15 protein-coding genes are annotated in these 20,655 nt (G+C 73.8%); 11 read left to right on the top strand and 4 right to left on the bottom strand.

The window, feature by feature from the left end; all coding sequences use genetic code 11:
- Window positions 1-71: 71 nt before the first annotated feature.
- Entirely contained in the window at window positions 72-2,573 is a 2,502-nt protein-coding gene (locus GC089_RS02570; RefSeq protein WP_196250792.1) for a glycoside hydrolase N-terminal domain-containing protein, read from the top strand.
- Window positions 2,574-2,632: 59 nt separating this feature from the next.
- Here the strand turns inward: GC089_RS02570 and GC089_RS02575 are convergent, their stop codons facing one another.
- Complete coding sequence (locus GC089_RS02575; RefSeq protein ID WP_155376356.1) at window positions 2,633-3,670, bottom strand: LacI family DNA-binding transcriptional regulator; 1,038 nt, start codon at window positions 3,668-3,670, stop codon at window positions 2,633-2,635.
- A gap of 241 nt (window positions 3,671-3,911) precedes the next feature.
- Here GC089_RS02575 and GC089_RS02580 point away from each other — a divergent pair, with 241 nt between their 5' ends.
- The 7 genes from GC089_RS02580 (at window position 3,912) to GC089_RS02610 (ending at window position 14,467) form a co-directional block, all read left to right on the top strand.
- Window positions 3,912-6,302, top strand: a complete 2,391-nt coding sequence (locus GC089_RS02580) for a glycoside hydrolase family 3 N-terminal domain-containing protein (protein WP_155376357.1) — start codon at window positions 3,912-3,914, stop codon at window positions 6,300-6,302.
- A 97-nt stretch (window positions 6,303-6,399) separates the two neighbouring features.
- Complete coding sequence (locus GC089_RS02585; RefSeq protein WP_155378887.1) at window positions 6,400-7,371, top strand: sugar ABC transporter permease; 972 nt, start codon at window positions 6,400-6,402, stop codon at window positions 7,369-7,371.
- Complete coding sequence (locus GC089_RS02590) at window positions 7,368-8,294, top strand: carbohydrate ABC transporter permease (RefSeq protein ID WP_230685011.1); 927 nt, start codon at window positions 7,368-7,370, stop codon at window positions 8,292-8,294. Before GC089_RS02585 ends, GC089_RS02590 begins: the two co-directional genes overlap by 4 nt.
- A gap of 94 nt (window positions 8,295-8,388) precedes the next feature.
- Window positions 8,389-10,050: an extracellular solute-binding protein gene (locus GC089_RS02595; RefSeq protein WP_155376358.1), complete on the top strand. Its 1,662-nt coding sequence runs from the start codon at window positions 8,389-8,391 to the stop codon at window positions 10,048-10,050.
- Window positions 10,051-10,127: 77 nt separating this feature from the next.
- Window positions 10,128-11,678, top strand: coding sequence for a xylan 1,4-beta-xylosidase (locus GC089_RS02600; RefSeq protein WP_155376359.1), 1,551 nt, complete (start codon window positions 10,128-10,130; stop codon window positions 11,676-11,678).
- Window positions 11,675-12,391, top strand: coding sequence for a glycosyl transferase (locus GC089_RS02605; protein WP_230685012.1), 717 nt, complete (start codon window positions 11,675-11,677; stop codon window positions 12,389-12,391). The genes GC089_RS02600 and GC089_RS02605 overlap by 4 nt, the downstream gene beginning before the upstream one ends.
- 15 nt (window positions 12,392-12,406) lie before the next feature.
- Window positions 12,407-14,467, top strand: coding sequence for a beta-galactosidase (locus tag GC089_RS02610; protein WP_155376360.1), 2,061 nt, complete (start codon window positions 12,407-12,409; stop codon window positions 14,465-14,467).
- On the opposite strand, the gene cysC is transcribed toward GC089_RS02610, so the two are convergent.
- Genes cysC through GC089_RS02625 form a run of 3 tightly spaced genes read right to left on the bottom strand, consistent with a single transcriptional unit; the run spans window position 14,436 to window position 17,549 of the window.
- On the bottom strand, window positions 14,436-15,008 hold the full coding sequence (gene cysC / locus GC089_RS02615; RefSeq protein ID WP_155376361.1) for an adenylyl-sulfate kinase: 573 nt from the start codon (window positions 15,006-15,008) through the stop codon (window positions 14,436-14,438). The two genes, GC089_RS02610 and cysC, sit on opposite strands and share 32 nt — an antisense overlap.
- 14 nt (window positions 15,009-15,022) lie before the next feature.
- Window positions 15,023-16,654 carry an AMP-binding protein gene (locus tag GC089_RS02620; RefSeq protein ID WP_230685013.1) on the bottom strand — a complete coding sequence of 544 codons (1,632 nt, stop codon included), beginning with the start codon at window positions 16,652-16,654 and terminating at the stop codon, window positions 15,023-15,025.
- Window positions 16,620-17,549, bottom strand: coding sequence for a 3-oxoacyl-[acyl-carrier-protein] synthase III C-terminal domain-containing protein (locus GC089_RS02625; RefSeq protein WP_155376362.1), 930 nt, complete (start codon window positions 17,547-17,549; stop codon window positions 16,620-16,622). The genes GC089_RS02620 and GC089_RS02625 overlap by 35 nt, the downstream gene beginning before the upstream one ends.
- 183 nt (window positions 17,550-17,732) lie before the next feature.
- Here GC089_RS02625 and GC089_RS02630 point away from each other — a divergent pair, with 183 nt between their 5' ends.
- The 3 genes from GC089_RS02630 to GC089_RS02640 are packed head-to-tail and all read left to right on the top strand — an operon-like array spanning window position 17,733 to window position 20,654.
- Window positions 17,733-19,061, top strand: a complete 1,329-nt coding sequence (locus tag GC089_RS02630; RefSeq protein WP_155376363.1) for a hypothetical protein — start codon at window positions 17,733-17,735, stop codon at window positions 19,059-19,061.
- The gene (gene lysA, locus GC089_RS02635) at window positions 19,054-20,358 is read left to right on the top strand and encodes a diaminopimelate decarboxylase (protein ID WP_155376364.1); all 1,305 of its coding nucleotides are present in this window, start codon (window positions 19,054-19,056) and stop codon (window positions 20,356-20,358) included. The genes GC089_RS02630 and lysA overlap by 8 nt, the downstream gene beginning before the upstream one ends.
- Window positions 20,355-20,654 carry an acyl carrier protein gene (locus GC089_RS02640; protein ID WP_155376365.1) on the top strand — a complete coding sequence of 100 codons (300 nt, stop codon included), beginning with the start codon at window positions 20,355-20,357 and terminating at the stop codon, window positions 20,652-20,654. The genes lysA and GC089_RS02640 overlap by 4 nt, the downstream gene beginning before the upstream one ends.
- Window position 20,655: the final 1 nt, after the last annotated feature.

Raw genomic sequence — 20,655 nt, forward strand, 5'->3', positions numbered from 1 at the left:
GGGCGGCCGGTCCGCGACGGGGCGTGCCGGGGCGTGCGACGGGGCGCGCGAGGGCGTGCGACGGGGGACGGATGGACGACGCGGTGGACCGGACGGACGAGCGGGCGGACGAGCACGACCTCGTGCTGCGGCTCGACGCGCCGGCGCGGGTGTGGACGGACGCCTTCCCCGTCGGCGGGGGGCGGATCGGGGCGATGGTGCACGGCGGCGCCGCGCACGAGCGGCTCCAGGTGAACGACGACACGTGCTGGTCCGGCGCCCCGGGCAGCCCCGTGCTCGCACCCCTCGCCGCCCCCGAGGGTCCCGCCGCCGTCCTCGCCGCCACCCGGCGCGCCCTCGCCGAGGGCGACGTCCCCGCCGCGGAGCGGCACGTGCGCCGCCTGCAGAGCGGGTACAGCGCGGCCAACCAGCCGCTCGTCGACCTGCTCCTGACGCACCCCGCGGCCGACGGCGCGGCCGCCTACCGCCGCGTGCTCGACCTCGCGGGCGGCGTCGCGACGACCACGTGGACCGCGGACGACGCGCGCCGGTGGCGCCAGGACGTGCTCGTCAGCCACCCCGACCGCGTCCTGCTGCTCGACCGGCGCACGCAGGACGCACGCACGCGGGACGCACGCGGGCAGGACGTCGCCGCGGTCGCGCTGACCTCGCCGCACCCCTGGGTCCGGCCGCCCGCGCCGCTGCCCGACGGGCGTCCCGGTCTCGTCGCGCTCGTCCGGATGCCCGCGCACGTGCTCCCGGACTACCTCGGCGTGCCCGACGCGGTCTCCTACGACGGGCCGGGCGTGCTGGCGGCCGTCGCCGTCGCGGTCGTGACGGACGGGTCGGCCGCCGTCACGGGCCCGGACGGGGACGCCCTGCCGCCGGACGCGTCCGGCGGCACCGCCGTGCGGGTCACCGGTGCCGGACGCGTGCGCGTGCTGCTCGCGACCGCGTCCGACCACCTGGTCGCGCAGGGACGCCTGCACGGCGACGCCGACCGGGTCGTCGCGGACGCGCTCGCGGACCTGACGGCCGCGCTCGCGGACCTCGACGCGGTCCCCGCGCGCCACGCCGCGGACCACCGCGCGCTCATGGGCCGCGTGCACCTCGACCTCGGCGCACCGGCGCCCGACGCGCCGCTCGACGCTCGTCTCGTGGCGCACGCGAGCGGCACGGCTGACCCGCACCTGGCCGTCCTGGCGTTCCAGCTGGGCCGGTACCTGACGGTCGCGGGCTCGCGGCCCGGCACGCTGCCCCTGCACCTGCAGGGCGTGTGGAACCCGCACGTGCAGCCGCCGTGGAACGCGAACTACACGATCAACATCAACACCGAGATGAACTACTGGCCGACGCTCGTCGGCGACCTCGCGGAGTGCCACGAGCCGCTGCTGTCGTGGCTCGACCGGCTCGCGGTGGCCGGGGAGCGCACCGCGCGCGAGCTGTACGGCGCGCGCGGGTGGGTGGCCCACCACAACAGCGACCCCTGGTGCTTCACGGCCCCGGTGGGTGCGGGGCAGGACAGCCCGAGCTGGTCCACCTGGCCGTTCGGCGGCGTGTGGCTGGCCCGGCACGTCCTGGACCACCACGACTGGACGGGCGACGACGAGGCGCTGCGCCGGCACTGGCCGGTGGTGCGCGGCGCCGCCCTGTTCGTGCTCGACTGGCTCGTCGAGCTGCCGGACGGGACGCTCGGGACGGCGCCGGCGACGAGCCCGGAGAACCAGTACCTGCTGCCCGACGGGACGGTCGCGAGCGTCGGCGTCTCGACCGCGTCGGACCTCGCCATGGCCCGTGACCTGCTCGAGCACGTGCGCCGCCTGGCACCGGTGGCCGGCGACCACGACGAGGACCTGCGCGCGGCCGTGGACGGCGCGCTCGAACGGGTCCCCACCGAGCGCGTCGCCCCCGACGGCCGGCTGGCCGAGTGGTCCCGCGACGTCCCCGACGCGGAGCCCGAGCACCGCCACCAGTCGCACCTGTACCGGGTGTTCCCGGGGACGTCGATCGACCCGGACGCGTCGCCGGCGCTGGCCGCGGCCGCCCGGCGCACGCTCGACGCGCGGGGCCCGGACTCGACCGGCTGGTCCCTGGCGTGGCGCCTGGCGCTGCGGGCCCGGCTGCGCGACCCGCAGGGCGTCGCGGAGCTCGTCGACGCCTTCCTGAACCCGGTGGACGCGGACCTCGCCCGTGCGGTCGGCGCCACCCGCGCCGGCCCCGCGCCCCGCCACGTCGGCGGGGTCTACCGGGGGCTGCTGTGCGCGCACCCGCCGTTCCAGGTGGACGGGAACCTCGGTTTCACCGCCGGTGTGGCGGAGGCGCTCGTGCAGGCCCACCGGCTGGGTGCCGACGGCGTGCGCGAGGTGCACCTGCTGCCGGCGCTGCCCGCGGCGTGGGCGGACGGCCGGGTGCGGGGTCTGCGCCTGCGCGGCGGGCTGCGCGTGGACGACCTCGTGTGGCGGGCCGGACGCGTGGTCGACGCGGTGCTGCGTGCCGACCGGCCCGCGGTGGTCGACGTCCGGTCCGGCACGGACCCGGCCCGTCGTCAGCTCGCGCTCCCGGCCGGCACGCCCGTGCGGCTCCCGCGGCCCTGACGGCGACGTCCGGCGCCCGGACGCGTCCGCCGGGTCGCCGGCCCGGTGGGGAGGGGGCGTCAGTCCGCGCGGTGCGGCGCGGTCGACTCGCGCACGACCAGCTCGGTCGCGAGGTCGATGCGCAGGTTCGCCGGGTGCTCGCCCGCGGCGAGGCTGAGCAGCATCTGCGTGGCGGTCGCGGCCATCTCGCGCAGCGGCTGGCGCACGGTGGTCAGCGACGGCCCGAGCCACTGCGCGAGCGGGATGTCGTCGTAGCCGACCACCGACAGGTCGTCGGGGATGCTGAGGCCGAGCTCGCGGGCGGCGCGCATGACGCCGAGCGACTGGTAGTCCGACCCGGCGAAGATCGCCGTCGGGCGGTCGGGCCGCGACAGCAGGTCGATGCCGTGCGTGTACCCGCCGAGGACGTGGAAGTCGCCCCACCGGGTGAGTGCCGGGTCCGGCCGGATGCCGGCCTCCTCGAGCGCGCTGCGGTACCCGTCGACGCGCGCGCGGCTGCACAGCACGTCGGCGGGCCCGGCGATGACGCCGATGCGCCGGTGCCCGAGCGCGAGCAGGTGCCGGGTGGCGATCAGCCCGCCGTTCCAGTTGTTGGAGCCGACGGTGGGCACGCCGGCCGGCGGCTCGCCCCACGTGTCGACGACGACGAACGGGATCGACCGCGACTCGAGCTGGTGGCGCTGCGTGACGTCGAGGGACGAGAGGACGAGCAGCACGCCGAGCGGCCGGCGGGCGAGGATGTCGTCGATGAGCTCCTGCTGCGGCCGGTGCGACCCGCCGAGCTCGGACAGCACGACACCCACCCGGCGCGCCGACGCCGCGTCCTCGACGCCCTTGATGACCTCCTGCGCCCACGCGTTGTCGAGCTCGTGGAAGACGAGGTCGATGAGCGAGGGGTCGGTCGACGTGCGGGCGCGCCGGCGCTTGTAGCTGTGCTCCTCGAGGATCGCCTCGACCCGGGCGCGGGTGGCGGGGGCGACGTCGGCGCGGCCGTTGAGCACCTTCGAGACGGTGGGGACGGAGACGCCCGCGAGGGCGGCGACGTCCGCGATGGTGACGGCGCGCGTGAGGTCGGTCGGGTCGGTCGGTGCCGGCACCGCGCCCCCTTCGGTCAGGGCTGCTGGAGCCTTGCGCGGGTCCGGCGCAGCCGTTGCGCAAGTTTCGGCTGACGGTAGCACCCGTCCCGCGGCAGCGGCATCACCCGGTCGAATCCCCCGAAGGTCTCGGTTCGGTCACCGACCTTGACGGGTGTGCAAACGCTTGCCTAGGTTGTCGCCACAGGATTTCGGGCAACATGCCGAAAGTTTCCGATAACCACGAGGATGTGGGGTTGAGCCAATGGCGGCGCAGCAGGAGGACGTGCGACCGGTCGGCGCGCAGGACGCCGTGACCGGTCGGGCGCAGGACGGGGCGACCACCGTCGCCGCCGACCGCGCCGCGCGTCGCCGGGCCCGGGTGGAGCGGCTGGTGGCCGAGATGACCGCCGAGGAGAAGGTCGCCCAGCTCGTCGGCCTCTGGGTGGGGGCCGACGCCTCCGGGGGCGGCGTCGCCCCGCACCAGGCCGACATGAGCGGCAGCATCCCCGCGTTCGAGGACGTCATCGCCCACGGCCTCGGCCAGCTCACGCGCCCGTTCGGCACGGCTCCCGTCGACCCGGTCGTCGCCGCCCGCTCGCTGGCCGCCTCGCAGCGCCAGGTCGTCGCCGCCAACCGCTTCGGCGTCCCCGCCCAGGTGCACGAGGAGTGCCTCACCGGCTTCGCCGCCTGGCAGGCGACCACCTACCCGACGCCGCTCGCCTGGGGCGCCTCCTTCGACCCGGCGCTCGTCGAGGAGATGGCCCGCCGCATCGGCGAGACGATGCGCGCCGCAGGCGTCCACCAGGGGCTCGCGCCCGTCCTCGACGTCACGCGCGACTACCGCTGGGGCCGCACCGAGGAGACCATCGGCGAGGACCCGTACCTCGTCGGCGAGCTCGGGGCGGCGTACGTCCGCGGGCTCGAGGGCGCGGGCGTCGTGGCGACGCTCAAGCACTTCGCCGGCTACTCCGCCTCGCGCGCCGGCCGCAACCTCGCGCCCGTGTCGATGGGTCCGGTCGAGCTCGCCGACGTCATCCTCCCGCCGTTCGAGACCGCGCTGCGGCACGGCGGCGCCCGCTCGGTGATGCACTCCTACGCCGAGATCGACGGCGTCCCGTCCGCCGCGGACGAGTGGCTGCTCACCGACCTGCTGCGCGGCCGCTGGGGCTTCGAGGGCACGGTCGTCGCCGACTACTTCGGCATCGCGTTCCTGCAGCGCCTGCACGGCGTCGCCGGTTCCCTCGGCGAGGCGGCGCACCTCGCGCTGCGCGCCGGCGTGGACGTCGAGCTGCCGTCCGTGGACGCCTACGGCGCCCCGCTGCTCGCGGCCCTGCGCGACGGCACGGTCGACGAGGCGCTCGTCGACCGGGCGCTGCGCCGCGTGCTGGACCAGAAGGCCGAGCTCGGCCTGCTCGACGAGGACTGGGACCCGACGCCGCCGGCGGGGGACGCGGTCGTCCTCGACGACCCGGTGGGCCGCGACGTCGCCCTGCGCCTGGCCCGCGAGTCCGTCGTGCTGCTCGAGAACCGCGACGGCGTGCTGCCGCTCGCGCACGGTGCGCGCGTCGCCGTGGTCGGCCCGCTCGCCGACGACCCCATGGCGATGCTCGGCTGCTACACGTTCCCCGCGCACGTCGGCGCGCAGCACCCCGACGTGCCCATGGGCGTCGACGTCCCGAGCGTGCTGGCCGCGCTGCGCGAGCGCCTCGGGGACGTGCCGACCGCCCGCGGCTGCGACATCGAGTCCGACGACCGCTCCGGCTTCGACGAGGCCGTCGCCGTGGCGCGCGACGCCGACGTGGTCGTCGTCGCGGTCGGCGACCGGGCCGGCCTGTTCGGCCGCGGCACCTCCGGCGAGGGCTGCGACGCCACCGACCTGCACCTGCCCGGGCAGCAGGGTGACCTGGTGCGCGCCGTCCTCGCGACCGGCACCCCGGTCGTCCTCGTGCTCCTCACCGGCCGCCCCTACGCGGTCGGCGACCTCGCCGAGGGCGCGGCCGCGGTCGTGCAGGCGTTCTTCCCCGGCCAGCTCGGCGGGCAGGCGCTCGCCGAGGTGCTGACCGGGCACGTGGCGCCGTCCGGCCGCCTGCCGGTGAGCATGCCGCGCGACCCGTCGGGGCAGCCGGGCACCTACCTGTCGCAGAAGCTCGGGCAGCGCTCGGGCGTCTCCGACGTCGACCCCACGCCGCTGTACGCGTTCGGCCACGGCCTGACGTACACGACGTTCGCCTGGTCCGGCGCCCGTGCGCTCGACGGCGACGTCTGGCCCGTCGACGGCGAGACGCGCGTCGCGGTGGACGTCCGCAACGACGGCGAGCGCGCCGGCACCGAGGTCGTCCAGCTGTACCTGCACGACCCGGTGGCCTCGATGGTCCGCCCGGTCGTCCGCCTCGTCGGCCACGCGCGCGTCGACCTCGAGCCGGGGCAGAGCGTCACGGTCGAGATGACGGTGCACGCCGACCTGGCGTCGTTCACGCGCCGCGACGGCACCCGCGTCGTCGAGCCCGGCGACGTCGAGCTGCGTCTCGCGCGGTCCAGCGCGGACGCCGAGCACGCCGTCCGGCTCCGCATGGACGGACCTGTCCGGACGGTCGGCGACGACCGTCACCTCCTGAGCACCGCACGCGTGCTCACGTCCCCCGGAGGGCGGTGACCTCATGACCGTGCACGACCCCCTGCCCGCGGGGCAGACGACGTCGACGACGCCCACGGGCGGAGGCGGCAGCACGGCGACGGCGGCGACGCTCGGCATGGCCGCCGGCGCCGCCACCGCGGGCCGGCGCCGGTTCGGCCGGAGCCGTCGTCAGCAGGGCGCCGCCCCGACGTCGTGGCGCAAGGCCCTGCGGCGCGACTGGCAGCTGTACTCGCTGCTGATCCTGCCGCTCGTGTTCTTCGCGGTCTTCCGCTACCTGCCGATGATCGGGAACGTCATCGCGTTCCGCCGGTTCCGGCCCGGCGGCTCGATCTTCGGCGAGGAGTGGGTGGGCCTGCACTACGTGCGGATGTTCATCCAGGACCAGACCTTCTGGAACGTCTTCCAGAACACGCTGATCCTCGGCGTGCTGAGCCTCGTGATCATCTTCCCGCTGCCGATCGTCCTGGCGCTCATGCTCAACGAGCTGCGCTCGCAGCGGTTCAAGCGGATCATCCAGACGATCTCCTACCTGCCGCACTTCATGTCGATCGTCATCGTCGCGGGCCTGGTGTTCCAGCTCACCGCGATGCGCGGCACGATCAACCAGGTCATCACCGCGGTCGGTGGCGACGCGATCTCGTTCATGCAGCTGCCGGAGTGGTTCCGGACGGTCTACATCGGCTCCGAGATCTGGCAGACGGTGGGCTGGGGCACGATCCTCTACCTCGCCGCCCTGTCGACGATCGACCCGCAGCTGTACGAGGCCGCGCGCATCGACGGCGCGAACCGCTGGCGCCAGACCTGGCACGTCACGCTGCCCGGCATCCGCCCGACGATGGTCGTGCTGCTCATCCTCAACATCGGCTCGTTCATGGCGGTCGGGTTCGAGAAGATCCTGCTCCTCTACAACCCCTTGCTGTACCCGACGGCGGACGTCATCGCGACGTACCTGTACCGCGTCGGCATCGGGTCGAGCCAGTTCTCCTACGCGACGGCCATCGGTCTGTTCGAGGCCCTCATCGGCCTCACCCTCGTCCTGTCCGCCAACGCGATCTCGCGCCGAGTGGTGGGAGCCTCCCTGTGGTGACCGTCGACGACGTCACGCGCCTCGACGAGCGGCTGACGAAGCCGACCGTCCGGGCCGTCAAGGACACGCGCGCCTACCGGGCGTTCCGGGTCATCAACGCCACGCTGCTCGTGATCATCGCGGCGCTGACGCTGTACCCGTTCATCAACCTGGCCGCGCAGGCGTTCAGCTCCGAGGCGTACATCAACGCCGGGCAGGTGAGCCTGTGGCCCCGCGGGTTCAACCTCACGACGTTCGACCTCGTGATGAGCGACCAGATGTTCTGGCGCAACTACCAGAACACCGTCTACTACACGGTCGTCGCGACGCTCGTGGCGATGGTGCTGACGACGACGTTCGCGTACGCCATCTCCAAGCACCACCTCAAGGGCCGCAAGGTGTTCATCGGCATCGCCGTGTTCACCATGTTCTTCAACGGCGGCCTCATCCCGAACTACGTGCTCGTCAACGAGCTCGGCCTGCGCAACTCGGTGTGGGCCATCGCCCTGCCGAACGCGATCAGCGTGTTCAACCTGCTCGTCATGAAGTCGTTCTTCGAGAACTTCTCCACGGAGCTCGAGGAAGCCGCCGAGATCGACGGGCTGAGCACGTACGGGAAGCTGTGGCGCATCGTCCTGCCGCTGAGCAAGGCGGTCATCGCGACGATGGTGCTCTTCTACGCGGTCTCGTTCTGGAACTCGTGGTTCGCCGCGTTCCTCTACATGGACCACCGCGAGCTGTACCCCGTCACGGTCTACCTGCGCAACCTCATCGCCGGCGCCACGAGCGTCGACGGGGCCGCGGGCTCGCTGGAGGCGACGCAGATCGCCGCCAACGTCAAGGCCGTGACGATGCTGCTCACCGTCCTGCCGATCGTGTGCCTCTACCCCTTCGTGCAGAGGTACTTCGTGTCGGGCGTGATGCTCGGCTCGGTCAAGCAGTGACGCGGCAGTTCCCCCGGTTCCCCCCGCGGTCCGCCCGGACCACGGTCCACTTCCACGGATGCAGGACGACGGCGTTCCACCCGGAAGGAGAATGATGAGGACGACCAAGAAGCGGTCGGTGGCCCTGGCCACCACCGCCACGACCCTGGTGCTGGCCCTGGCGGCCTGCTCCGGCGGCGGCTCGGGCGGCGACGAGGCCACGGCCGACGAGAGCGAGCTCGGCCAGGTCGGCGCGATGGAGGACTACGACGTCGGCACGACCTTCAAGGCCACCGAGCCGGTCACGTTCGGGCTGATGTACCGCGACCACCCGAACTACCCCCTCAAGGACGACTGGGACATCCTGACGAAGCTCAAGGAGAACCAGAACGTCGAGTTCGACATCCAGACGGCCCCGCTGTCCGACTGGCAGCAGGCGCAGTCCATCGCGATCGGCGCGGGCAACGCGCCGGACATCATCTCCGTGACCTACCCGGGCCAGGAGGTCCCGTTCGTCGCGGGTGGCGCGATCCTGCCGGTGAGCGACTACATCGAGCACATGCCGAACTTCCAGGACAAGGTCGAGAAGTGGGACCTCGGCAGCGAGCTCGACCGCCTGCGCCAGGAGGACGGCAAGTTCTACCTGCTGCCGGGCCTGCGTGAGTCGGTGCGCCCGTCGTACACCTACGCGGTGCGCAAGGACGTCTGGGAGCAGCTCGGCCTGAGTCTCGAGCCGGAGACGTTCGAGGACTTCGCCGCGGACCTGGAGAAGGTCAAGGCCGCGTACCCCGACCAGTTCCCGCTGTCGGACCGCTGGTCCGCCAACGGCCCGCTCGAGGCGACCCTCAACGTCGCGGCCCCGAACTTCGGCACCGCGGCCGGCTGGGGCTTCGGCGAGGGCACCTACTGGGACGAGGACGCCGAGGAGTTCGTCTACACGGGCGCGATGGACGAGTACCGCGACCTGCTCGAGTACTACCACGGCCTCGTCGCGGACGGTCTCATGGACCCGGAGAGCCTGACGCAGGACGACGACCAGGCGAAGCAGAAGCTCGCCTCCGGCCAGGCCTTCGCCCAGCTGACCAACGACCAGGAGATCCTGACGGTCCGCAAGGCGATGACCGAGGTCGGCAACCCGGGCGAGCTCGTCATGATCCGGGTCCCCGCGGGCCCCGCGGGCGACCTGCAGGCCGGCACGCGCCTGGTCAGCGGCCTCATGCTGTCGTCGACGGCGGCCGAGGAGGACGACTTCCTCGCGATGCTGCAGTTCATCGACTGGCTGTACTACTCCGACGAGGGCCTCGAGTTCGCCAAGTGGGGCGTCGAGGGCGAGACCTACACCAAGGCCGAGGACGGCACCCGCACGCTGGCGGCCGACATCGACCAGAACGGCCTCAACCCGGGTGCCCCGAAGGCGCTCAACGTGGACTTCGGCTACCACAACGGCGTCTGGATGCTCGAGCACGGCTCCACCGACGAGCTCGACCAGTCGATGCTCCGCCCGGAGGTCGTGGAGTTCGTCCAGTCGATGTCGGACAAGGAGCTCGCCCCGGTGGCGCCGCCGGCGCCGCTCAACGAGCTCGAGCGCGAGCAGGTCTCGCTCTGGCAGACGGCCCTGAAGGACCACGTCTACCAGAACACGGCCGCGTTCATCCTGGGCCAGCGCCCGCTGTCCGAGTGGGACGCCTACGTGGCGGAGCTCGAGGGCAAGAACATGCAGCAGTACCTCGACGTCGTGAACGGCGCGCAGCAGCGCTACGCCGAGAAGAACAGCTGATCCGACGCACCACGCCGGCCCCGCGTCCACACTCGTGGGCGCGGGGCCGGCCCGCACCACCGACAAGGGAGTCCTCCGTGCGCATCACCGTCCCCGCCCAGCCCACCGGACCGCTGCCCGACGCGTGGCGCGCCTGCGTCGGCACCGGGCGCATGAACCTGGCGCTGCGGTCCGACTACCGCGACTCGCTCGCGCAGGTGCAGCGGGACGTCGGCTTCCGGCACGTCCGCGGGCACGGCCTGCTCTCGGACGACATGGCGGCGCTGCGCACGGACGACGTCGACGGGCGCACGCACACCCGGTACACGTGGACCTACGTGGACCAGGTCCACGACTTCTTCCTCTCGGTCGGCATCCGCCCGTTCCTCGAGCTGGGGTTCATGCCGTCGCAGCTCGCGTCGGGCGACGACACCGTCTTCTGGTGGAAGGGCAACATCACCCCGCCGCGGGACCACGGCGAGTGGGTCGCGCTCGTGCAGGCGCTGCTGCGCCACCAGATCGACCGGTACGGCCTCGACGAGGTGCGGCGCTGGCCCGTCGAGGTCTGGAACGAGCCGAACCTCACCGTCTTCTGGAAGGACGCGGACCAGGAGGCGTACTTCCGCCTCTACGAGGCGACGGCCCGCGCGGTGAAGGACGTCGACGCCGACCTGCAGGTCGGCGGGCCCGCCCTGTCGCCCGGGTCCGACGAGTGGTTCGCGCCCTTCGCCGACTTCGTCACGCGCCGCGACGTGCCGGTCGACTTCGTCAGCCGGCACGCGTACACCTCCGGCCCCGCGCAGCACGTGCCCTTCGGCACCTACCAGACGCTCATGCCGCCGCAGAGCCTGCTCGACCAGCTCGACGCGCCCCGCCGGCACCTGGAGGGCACCCGCCTGGCCGGCCTGCCCGTGCACATCACCGAGTTCAACACGTCGTACCGGCCGGACAACCCGATCCACGACACCGCCTACAACGCCGCGTACCTGGCGCCGGTGCTGGCCGCGGGCGGCGACCTCGTCGACTCGTTCTCCTACTGGACGTTCTGCGACGTCTTCGAGGAGACGAACGTGCCGACGTCGTTCTTCCACGGCGGGTTCGGCATGCTCACCCACCGGCAGGTCGCCAAGCCGACCTACCACCTCTACACGTTCATGGCGCGGATGGGGCGCGACGTGCTCGCCCGCGGCGAGGACCACCTCGTGTGCGCCGACCCCGACGGCCGGGTGACGGTCCTCGCGTGGCAGCCGGTCGGCGGCACGGACGCCCCGGAGGCGCCGGCGGAGCACCGCGTCTCCCTGTCCCTGCCCGTGCGCGTCGGCGCGTCCGCCGCGTTCGTGCGCCGCGAGCGCGTGAACGAGCACGACGGCAACGCGTTCGCCGCGTGGCGCGAGCTCGGCCGTCCGCAGTCCCCGACGCCGCGCGAGCTCGACCTGCTGCGCGCCTGCGCGACGCCCGCAACGTCGCACGCGCACGCCCCCGTCCACGACGGCCGCGTCGACGTCGACCTCGTCCTGTCGCGGCATGAGGTCACGTTCGTCGAGGTGCTGCCGGTGACGCCGACGCACCACGAGGGCCTCGACGACCGCCGCCTGCTCGGCGGGGACGACGACCGGCTCGTCGCCGCCCACGAGCGGGCCGGGGCGTGACGGCCGTGTCCGGGGTGGGCGGACGGCGCGGGGCGCCGGACGACGAGATCGGCGCCGGCCCGCTGTCGCGCGCCGCGTCGGTGGTCTGGTGGGTGCTCGTGGTGAGCGCGCTCGTGGTGCTGACCGGCGGGCTGCCGCTCGCCGTCGTCGCGCTGCTGGCGTGGGACGCGAGCAACGCGCCCCTGGTCGCCCTGGCCTTCGTCCCGCTCGCGCCGTCGCTCGCGGCCGCCGTGTTCGCGTGGCGGCGGTTCCTCGCCGACCGCGACCTGGGGCCCGGGCGGCACTTCTGGCGCGGCTACCGGCTGAACGTGCTCGACGTGCTGCGGTGGTGGGTGCCGACGCTGCTGGTGCTCGCCGTCATCGGGTTCTCGCTCGGCAACCTCGGTGCCGCCGGCGTGCCCGGCGCCTACGGGGTCGTGCTCCTCGTCGTGGCGGCCGCCGTCCTGCTGTGGGCCGCGAACGCGCTCGTGCTGTCCGCGACGCTGAACCTGCGCACGCGCGACCTCGCGCGCCTCGCCGCCTACTACCTGGCCGCACGTCCCCTGGTCACGCTCGGCACGCTCTCGCTGCTCGTGCTGGCCGGCGGCGTCGTCCTGCTCACGTCCGACTGGGTGCTCGTCGCCCTGCTCGGCCTGCTCGCCCTCGCGCTCACCCGCAACGCCGACCCGGTGCTGCGCGACGCGACCGCCCGCTTCACCCGACCCGAGAGCTGAACGAGGTCCCTCCGCATGACGTCGCACGTCCCCGGTCTCCCGCTGTCCGACCACCTGCGCTACGGCGGTGACTACAACCCGGAGCAGTGGCCGCAGCACGTGTGGGACGCCGACCACGCCGCGTTCGCCGAGGCACGCATCACGACGCTGACGGTCGGCGTGTTCGCGTGGGCGCACACCCAGCCCGCGGAGGACCGCTACGACTTCTCCCGCCTCGACGCGATCGTCGAGCGCGTCGCGGCCGAGGGACGGCAGGTCGTCCTGGCGACGCCGAGCGGCGCCATGCCGCCGTGGCTCGCCCGGGCCTACCCGGACGCGTGCCGGGTCGACTTCGAGGGCCGGCGGCACGTGTACGGGCAGCGGCACAACCACTGCCCGTCGTCGCCGGACTTCCGGCGGCTGTCGGTCGCGATGGCCGACCGGCTCGCCGAGCGGTACGCCGGGCACCCGGCGGTGGTCGCGTGGCACGTCGGCAACGAGTACGGCGGGGGCTGCTGGTGCGAGCTCTGCACGGCGGCGTTCCGCGTGTGGCTGCGCGAGCGGTACGGCTCGCTGGACCGGCTGAACGAGGCCTGGAACACCCTGTTCTGGTCCCACGTCTTCACCGACTGGGACGAGGTCCCGGCGCCGTCGATGCTCTCGGAGCACTGGCGCGGCCCGAACCACACGGCCTTCCAGGGCATCACCCTCGACTACCGCCGGTTCATGTCCGACGCGCTGCTCGGCGGGTTCGTCGCGGAGAAGGCCGCGATCCGCGCGCACGACGCGACGACCCCGGTCACGACGAACCTCATGGGCTTCTACCAGCCGGTCGACTACCACCGGTGGGCCGAGCACCTCGACTTCGCGTCGTGGGACAACTACCCGCCGGTGGACGACCCGCTGCGCACGGCCGCGCGCATGGCGGCGACGCACGCCGCGATGCGGGGCCTCAAGGGCGGGCAGCCGTTCTGGGTCATGGAGCAGACGCCGTCGATCACGGCCTCGCGCGACGTGAACCCGGTGAAGCGGCCGGGGGTGCTCGCGCTGTGGACGTGGCAGTCGGTCGCGCACGGCGCCGACGCGGCCCTGTACTTCCAGATGCGGCAGTCCCGGGGCGCGTGCGAGAAGTACCACGGCGCGGTGATCGACCACTCGGGCCGTACGGACACGCGCGTGTTCCGCGAGGTCGCGGAGCTGGGCGGGGCGCTCGCCGTGACGGGCGACGCGCTGCTCGGCGCCCGGACGCCCGCGCGCGTCGCGCTGCTGCTCGACTGGGACTCCTGGTGGACCGTCGAGATGACCGACGGCTACAACCGGCACGTCGGCTACCTGCCGACGTTCCTGCAGTACCACCGGGCGCTGTGGCACGCGAACACCCCGGTCGACGTCGTGCCCGTCACCGCGGACCTGTCGGGGTACGACGTCGTCGTCGCACCGCTGCTGCACATGCTCAAGGGCGACGTGACCGAGCGCCTGACGGCGTTCGTCGAGGGCGGCGGGTCGCTCGTGACGACGTTCTACGGAGGCCGCGTCGACGAGGACACCAACGCGTTCCTGGGCGCGCCGCCGCTCGACGCCCTGCTGGGCGTGCGGGTCGAGGAGACGGACTCGGCGGCCCCGGGTGCGACGAACCCCGTCGCGCTGCGCCTGGGCCGGTCCGAGGTGGTGCACGACGCGGGTCTCGTGTTCGAGCTGCTCGTGCCGCACGCGGGCACCGAGGTCGTCGGCACGTACGGCGCGGACTTCTACGCCGGCACGCCGGCGGTCACGCGGGCCGGGCGCGGCCGGGGCGAGGCGTGGCACGTGGGCACCGGCCTGGAGGACGACGGCGTGGCGGCCGTGCTGCGCGCGGTGCTCGACCGGCACGGGCTCGTCGGCCCGCACGCGGGCGACGACGGCGTGGAGGTCGCGGACCGCGTGGCGCCCGACGGCACGTGCTACCGCTTCCTCCTGCACCACGGCGACGCCCTGCGCACCGTGACGCTCGAGGTGGGCGGCACCGACCTGCTGACGGGCCGGGAGGTGGCCGTGGGGGAGGAGCTCACGCTCGCCCCAGCGCAGGTCATGGTGCTGCGGCAGGGTGAGGCCTGCTGAGCCGCGCCAGCTCCGGGATGCTCCCCAGGACGGCGGCGACGGCCGCGGACGGCGTCATCCGGTCGGTGCGCACCCTCAGGTGGGGGTCCCGGGGCACCTCGTAGCGGCCGTCCAGGCCGGTCAGGTTCGTCAGGCTGCCCTCCCGGGCCCGCGCGTACAGGCCCTTGGGGTCGCGCTGCACCCGGACCTCCTGGGGGGCGTCGACGTGCACGAGGTAGCACGGGGTGCCGTCCGCCCGGTGCATGTCGACGACCGCCTGCCGCGACGCCTCGCCCGGTGCGATCACCGCGACGACGGTGACCACGCCGTGACGGGCCAGGAGGCAGGCGAGCCAGCCGACCCGCCGGACGTGGGTGTCCCGGTCGCCGTCACCGAACCCGAGCTCGGCGGAGAGCACCGGTCTCACGTCGTCGCCGTCGAGGAGCTCGACGCGCGGCACGCCCGAGCGGACCAGCGTGTCGCGCAGCGCCCGTCCGAGCGTCGTCTTGCCGGCCGCCGAGACCCCGGTCAACCAGATCGTCATGCCGACCGTCGGACCCATCGGCTCGTCTCCTCTCACGTCGTGGTCCACGCCCCCGCCTCGTCGGGTCGCGGTGCAGCGACGCGGCGCCGCGCGTCGGGGCGGTGGGGGAGGCGGCTGCCCGGCCGGCCTGCGGCGGCGGCGCCGAGGGCGCGTCGGTCGACCTTGCCGTTGGCGTTCAGCGGGAGGGACTCGAGGAACACGAAGTCCCGGGGCACCATGAACTGGGGCAGGCGCGCGCCGACCTCCGCGCGCAGCACCGCCGGCGGCTGCTCCGCGCCGCTGTAGAACGCGACGAGGTGGTCGTCGACGGCGACGGCCGCCGCGTCGGCGACGCCCGGGCACGTGCGGACCGCCTCCTCGACCTCGGCCAGCTCGATGCGGGCGCCGCCGACGTTGACCTGGTTGTCGACGCGCCCGACGTAGGCGAAGGAGCCGTCGTCGAGCCGGCGCACCACGTCACCCGTCCGGTAGTACCGCTCGCCCTCGTGCACGACGAACCGGTCGGCGTCGTCCCGCGGGTCGAGGTACCCCGGGAACACCTGCACGCCGGCGAGGCACAGCTCGCCCTCGCGTGCGCGCGGGTCCGGCCGGCCCTGCACGAGCAGCGTCGTCGTGTGGCCCTCGTGCATCGTCCCGATGGGCACGACGCCGTGGACGCACCGGTCGAGCAGGCCGGGTCGCCAGGTCTGCGCGGAGCAGTTGACCGTCGCCTCGGTCGGTCCGTAGAGGTTGTCGACGCGCGAGTGCGGGGCCGCGGCCTGCCACTCCTGCGCGGCGGAGTGCAGCAACGGCTCCCCGCAGAACAGGCTCAGGCGCAGCGAGGGCAGCGAGCCCTCCGGCAGACCGCCGAGCCGACGTGCCCTGGCGATCGTGCTCGGCGGCGAGTACCACACGGTGATGCCGTGCCGCGCCACGAACGCCGGCAGGTTCATCAGCGCTGGTGTGTCCACGCGGACCAGGCGGCCACCCGTCTGCCACGCACCGAACAGGTCCAGGACCGCGCTGTCGAACGTCAGGTCGTGGAACTGGGAGAAGACGTCGTGGGGGCCGAGGAACCCGTAGCGCGCACGGACGACCCCGAGGTAGTGGCTCGCGCTGCGGTGGCTGATCGGGACGCCCTTCGGCCGTCCCGTCGACCCTGACGTGAACATCACGTACGCGACGTCGTCGGGGCGCACGCGCACCGGTGGCAGGGACGGACCCGCCCCGAGGGGCGCCTCGACGACCGCCACGCCGGTCAGGACGTCGGCCAGCGCGGGCAGCAGGCCCGCACCCCTGCGGTCCACGACCACGGCCTCGAGCCCGGCGGTCCGGACCTGGTGACGGGTCCGCTCCACGGGGAAGCTCGTGTTCATGGGGACGACGGCCGCACCCGCGCGCAGCGTCCCGAGGACGGCGGAGTAGGCGGCGACGTCGCGATCCATGAGGACGCCGACGCGCCGCGGTCGGCCTCCCGCGGCCGCGAGGAGCGCCCGGGCGTACGCGTCGGCCGCCCCGACAGCTCCCGGTACGTGACCTCGGCGTCCCGCGACGTCAGCGCGACCCCGTCCCGGTGCAGCTCCGCGCCCGCGAGGAAGTGCCCGTACAGCCCCGCGTCGGCCGGGGTCCCGGCCGGCTCGCCCGGGCGCGTCACGAGCGGAGCACCATGGCCGCGAACTCCCCACCGAGCCCGGCGGCCACCATGAGGTAGTGGTCCCCGGGGGCCAGCAGGTCCTTGTGGCCGGCGTCGGTGCGGTTGACGAGCTGGTCGGCGCCGAAGCAGTGGCCCACGACCGGCAGGAGGTCCAGGTGCACCCGGTCCCGCGGGACGCCGAGCTCCTTGCACGCGGCGCGCCACCAGATCCGGTTCACGTTGTGGGGGAGGATCATCCGGACGTCCGCGGGCTCCACCCCCGCACCGGCCAGCGCGTCCCGCATCACCTCGGTGAGGGTCGGGACGTAGGCGTCGGAGTAGGCCTTCGGCTCGTCGCCCGTCAGGTGCAGCGTGCTGAAGCGGCCCAGTCGCCGGGTGGCCAGGGAGAGCACCACGTCGCACTCCGCCGACGCGCTGACGAGGCACGCGGCGGCGGACTCGCCCATCACCGCCGTCCCCCGCAGGAGCCTCGGCACGAAGGCCGTGCACTTCTCGCCGGCCAGGACGAGTCCCAGCGCGTCCGGCTCGCCGTCCGCCGCGAGCAGGCGGCCCACGAGGTCGAGCGCGACGAGCGTCCCCGCGCAGAACCGCTGGGTCAGCGTGAGGACGAGGGCGTCGTGCAGGCCGAGCCGGGCCGCGGCCTCGTGAGCGGGGTTCCGCCGCCCGACGTCGGTGTGCTGCGAGGTGCGGGACACCACGACGTACCGGACGCGGCGCTCGGCGCCGGGCAGGCCGGCGAGGGACGAGCCCGCGGCCGTGAGGAGGTCCACGTAGTCCAGGTCGGGCGCCTCGCGGACGGCACCCATGCCGACGAACTTCGTGTAGATGCCCACGTCGACGGGCGACATGCCCAGGGGGCCCGCGAGCTCGTCGAGCCCGACGGACGTCGCCGGCAGGTAGCCGCTCACTTCGACGAGACCGGTCATCGCTCACCTCGGATCGGGACGCGCTCGGCGACCGGTCGACGGACGCCGTGCCTGTGCGGCGACCCGAACTGTGCCGCACCCCCTGCGACCAGCCAAGACGCGTCGTCGGCGGCATCAGCACCTCGTCAGCGGGCTGTCAGCACGGCCCTCTAGCGTCTGGCCGGACGAAGGGTGAGGGACGTGATGACGGCAGAACGCGTGGTGCACCTGGGCAACTTCGACGTCGAGGAGCAGTGGGCCGCGGGCGACCCCGGCCTGCCGGCGCCGACGGTGCGGTCGGCGTCGGCCGTGACCGCCGCGGCCGGTGAGCTCGCGCTGCTGGTCGCCGCGGACGGGCACACCGTCGTCGTCAAGCACCGCCCGGAGGAGGGGCTGCTCGCCCAGCACGAGCGTCTCGGGTTCGGTGCGCCCGAGGTGCTCGTCGCCGGCACGACGCAGCCGGACCGCCCCGTCACGCTCGACGTCCTGGGGTCGCCCGCGACGCTCGACCGCCTCCGCGAGCGTGCGGCCGAGGGCGCCCGGCTCGCTCCGCACGGCTTCTCCGCCGCGGAGGACGAGCTCTGCGCGGTGACCGGCCTGCGTCGACCGGTGGCCGCCGACGTGGCGGCCGTCAAGCGCATCAACGGCAAGGTCTTCAGCCGGCGGCTCACCGCCGAGCTCGGCCTGCCCCGGCCGCAGGGCTGGGAGTGCGAGACGGTCGACGAGCTCCAGGGGCTCGCGGCCCGGGTCCGCGCGGTCCTCGAGGCGGGGCGCGCCGTCGGTCTCAAGTCGTCCTGGGGCGTGTCCGGCAAGGGGATCATGGTCTGCGAGGACGTGGCGCGGTTCGACCAGCTCGTCCGGCTCCTCACCCGCCGTGCGGAGCGCAGCGGCGACCACCGGTTCGAGGCGGTCCTCGAGGTGTGGCAGGACAAGCGGACCGACCTCAACTACCACTTCACGATCGAGGACGACGGCCGGGTGCGGTTCGACTTCGTCCTCGAGGCGATCACCGAGGACAGCACGCACCGGGGGCACCGGCTGCCCGACCGCGGCGACCCCCGGCTGCGCGAGCAGCTCGTCGACTGCGCCGAGCGGATCGGCGCGCGGCTGGCCGACGAGGGCTACCGCGGCCCCGTCGGGGTCGACGCGATCGTCTGCCAGGACGGCACCCTCTTCCCGGTCCTGGAGATCAACGCGCGCAACAACATGTCGACGTACCTCACCGGGGTGCAGACGCGGCTGCGCGACGCGGGCTCCGTCGGCGCCGCCGTCCAGATCGACCTCTCGCTCGCCGCGCCCCTGCGCCACGAGGAGGTCGAGCGGGCGCTGCAGGGCCTGCTCCTGCGGCCGGACTGGCGCGACGGGTTCCTCGTCACGTGCAGCGCGTCGCTCAACGCGTCGGCCGCGTGGGGCAAGGTCCCGTTCCGCGGCCGGCTGCACGGCGTCGCCGTCGGTCCCGACGACCCCGCCGTGGCCGACCTGGCACGGACAGTCCAGGAGCGACTCGAGAAGGCGGTGGCCGATCGTGCATGAGCAGCTGACCATCCAGGGTGTCCCCGTCGCCGACATCGTCGCCGTCCACGGGTCACCGACCTACGTGTACGACGGCGAGGCGCTGACGCAGCAGTACCAGCGGCTGCGCGATGCCCTCCCGGCGGCGGTCGACGTCTTCTACTCGCTGAAGGCGAACCCGAACGTCGCGCTCACGGCCCTCCTGGTCCGTGCGGGTGCGGGGGCCGAGGTGTCGTCGCTCACGGAGCTGCGGACGGCGCTGCGGGCCGGCGTGGACCCCGCGGACGTCATCTTCCTGGGGCCTGGCAAGAGCGACGACGAGCTGCGCGAGTGCTGCGAGCTCGGGGTGCGGGCCGTCGTCGTCGAGTCCCTGCCCGAGCTCGCGCGGCTCGACGCGGTGGCGGGTGCGGCGGGACGACGGCAGCCGGTCCTGCTCCGCGTCAACCCGGACTTCCAGGTCAAGGGCAGCGGCCTGACGATGGGGGGCAAGGCCCGCCAGTTCGGCGTCGACGTGGACCAGGCGGTCGCCGCGGGACGCGCCGTCGGGGCGCACGAGTGGGCGCGCGTCGTCGGTGTCCACGTGTACATGGGCACGCGCATCCTCGCCGCCGAGGCCGTCGTCGAGAACACCGAGCGGATCCTCGCGCTGGCGGAGAGGGTCGCCGAGGCGTGCGGCATCGACCTCGAGGTCGTCGACGTCGGCGGAGGGCTGGGGGTGCCGTACTTCCCCAAGGAGGACCCCCTGGACCTCGACGTCGTCGGACGAGGCGTGCGGGACGCGGTCGAGCGCTTCCGTGCCCGGCACCCCCGGGTCCGGATGATCCTCGAGTCCGGTCGCTACCTGGTCGCCGAGTGCGGCACGTACGTGCTGGGCGTCCGGTACGTGAAGGAGTCGTTCGGGGAGCGCTTCGCCGTGGCGGACGGCGGCACGAACCACCACATGGCGGCGGTCGGGATCGGGTCGGTGCTGAAGCGGAACTTCCCGATGGGCCTCGTGGGCAGGGCGTCCACGGCGCCGACCGCGCCCTGGCACCTCACCGGCCCGCTGTGCACGCCGGCGGACGAGCTGGGCAAGAACGTCGACCTGCCGTCCGACCTGCGGCCCGGTGACCTGGTCGGGGTCTTCCGCTCGGGGGCCTACGGGCCGACCGCCTCACCCGTGCACTTCCTCAGCCACGGGTACCCCGCGGAGGTCCTCGTCCACGACGGCGAGGTCCACCTGGTCCGCCACCGCGACACCCCCGAGGACATGCTCCGCCAGCAGGTCCTGCCCACGATTCTCGACCCTGTGACGACCGACGAGGGAGCACTGCTGTGACCGACACCCAGACCCACACCCCGACCGGCACCCCGGCCGGCGCCCTCGACCGTGACGTCGTCGCCCAGGCGGTGACGCGTGCGCTCGAGGAGACCCTCGGACGGCCCCTGACGGACGTCGAGGACGCCACCAGCCTCTTCGACGAGCTCGGGCTCGACTCCACCGGCGTGCTGGCGGTGCTGATCTCGCTGGAGGACCAGCTCGGCATCGAGATCGACCCGGAGTCGGTCGACGAGGACCACCTCGCGACCTTCGGCGGGCTGGTCGACTGCGTGCGGCACAACGGGAAGCCGTGAC

The organism is Cellulomonas sp. JZ18 (assembly GCF_009720485.1).
Classification (GTDB): domain Bacteria; phylum Actinomycetota; class Actinomycetes; order Actinomycetales; family Cellulomonadaceae; genus Cellulomonas.

Coding starts and splice junctions, on each gene's coding strand:
- GC089_RS02570 (WP_196250792.1), top strand. CDS start 72: ATGGACGACGCGGTGGACCGGACGGACGAGCGGGCGGACGAGCACGAC.
- GC089_RS02580 (WP_155376357.1), top strand. CDS start 3,912: ATGGCGGCGCAGCAGGAGGACGTGCGACCGGTCGGCGCGCAGGACGCC.
- GC089_RS02585 (WP_155378887.1), top strand. CDS start 6,400: ATGGCCGCCGGCGCCGCCACCGCGGGCCGGCGCCGGTTCGGCCGGAGC.
- GC089_RS02595 (WP_155376358.1), top strand. CDS start 8,389: ATGAGGACGACCAAGAAGCGGTCGGTGGCCCTGGCCACCACCGCCACG.
- GC089_RS02610 (WP_155376360.1), top strand. CDS start 12,407: ATGACGTCGCACGTCCCCGGTCTCCCGCTGTCCGACCACCTGCGCTAC.
- cysC (WP_155376361.1), bottom strand. CDS start 15,008: ATGGGTCCGACGGTCGGCATGACGATCTGGTTGACCGGGGTCTCGGCG.
- GC089_RS02625 (WP_155376362.1), bottom strand. CDS start 17,549: ATGACCGGTCTCGTCGAAGTGAGCGGCTACCTGCCGGCGACGTCCGTC.
- GC089_RS02630 (WP_155376363.1), top strand. CDS start 17,733: ATGACGGCAGAACGCGTGGTGCACCTGGGCAACTTCGACGTCGAGGAG.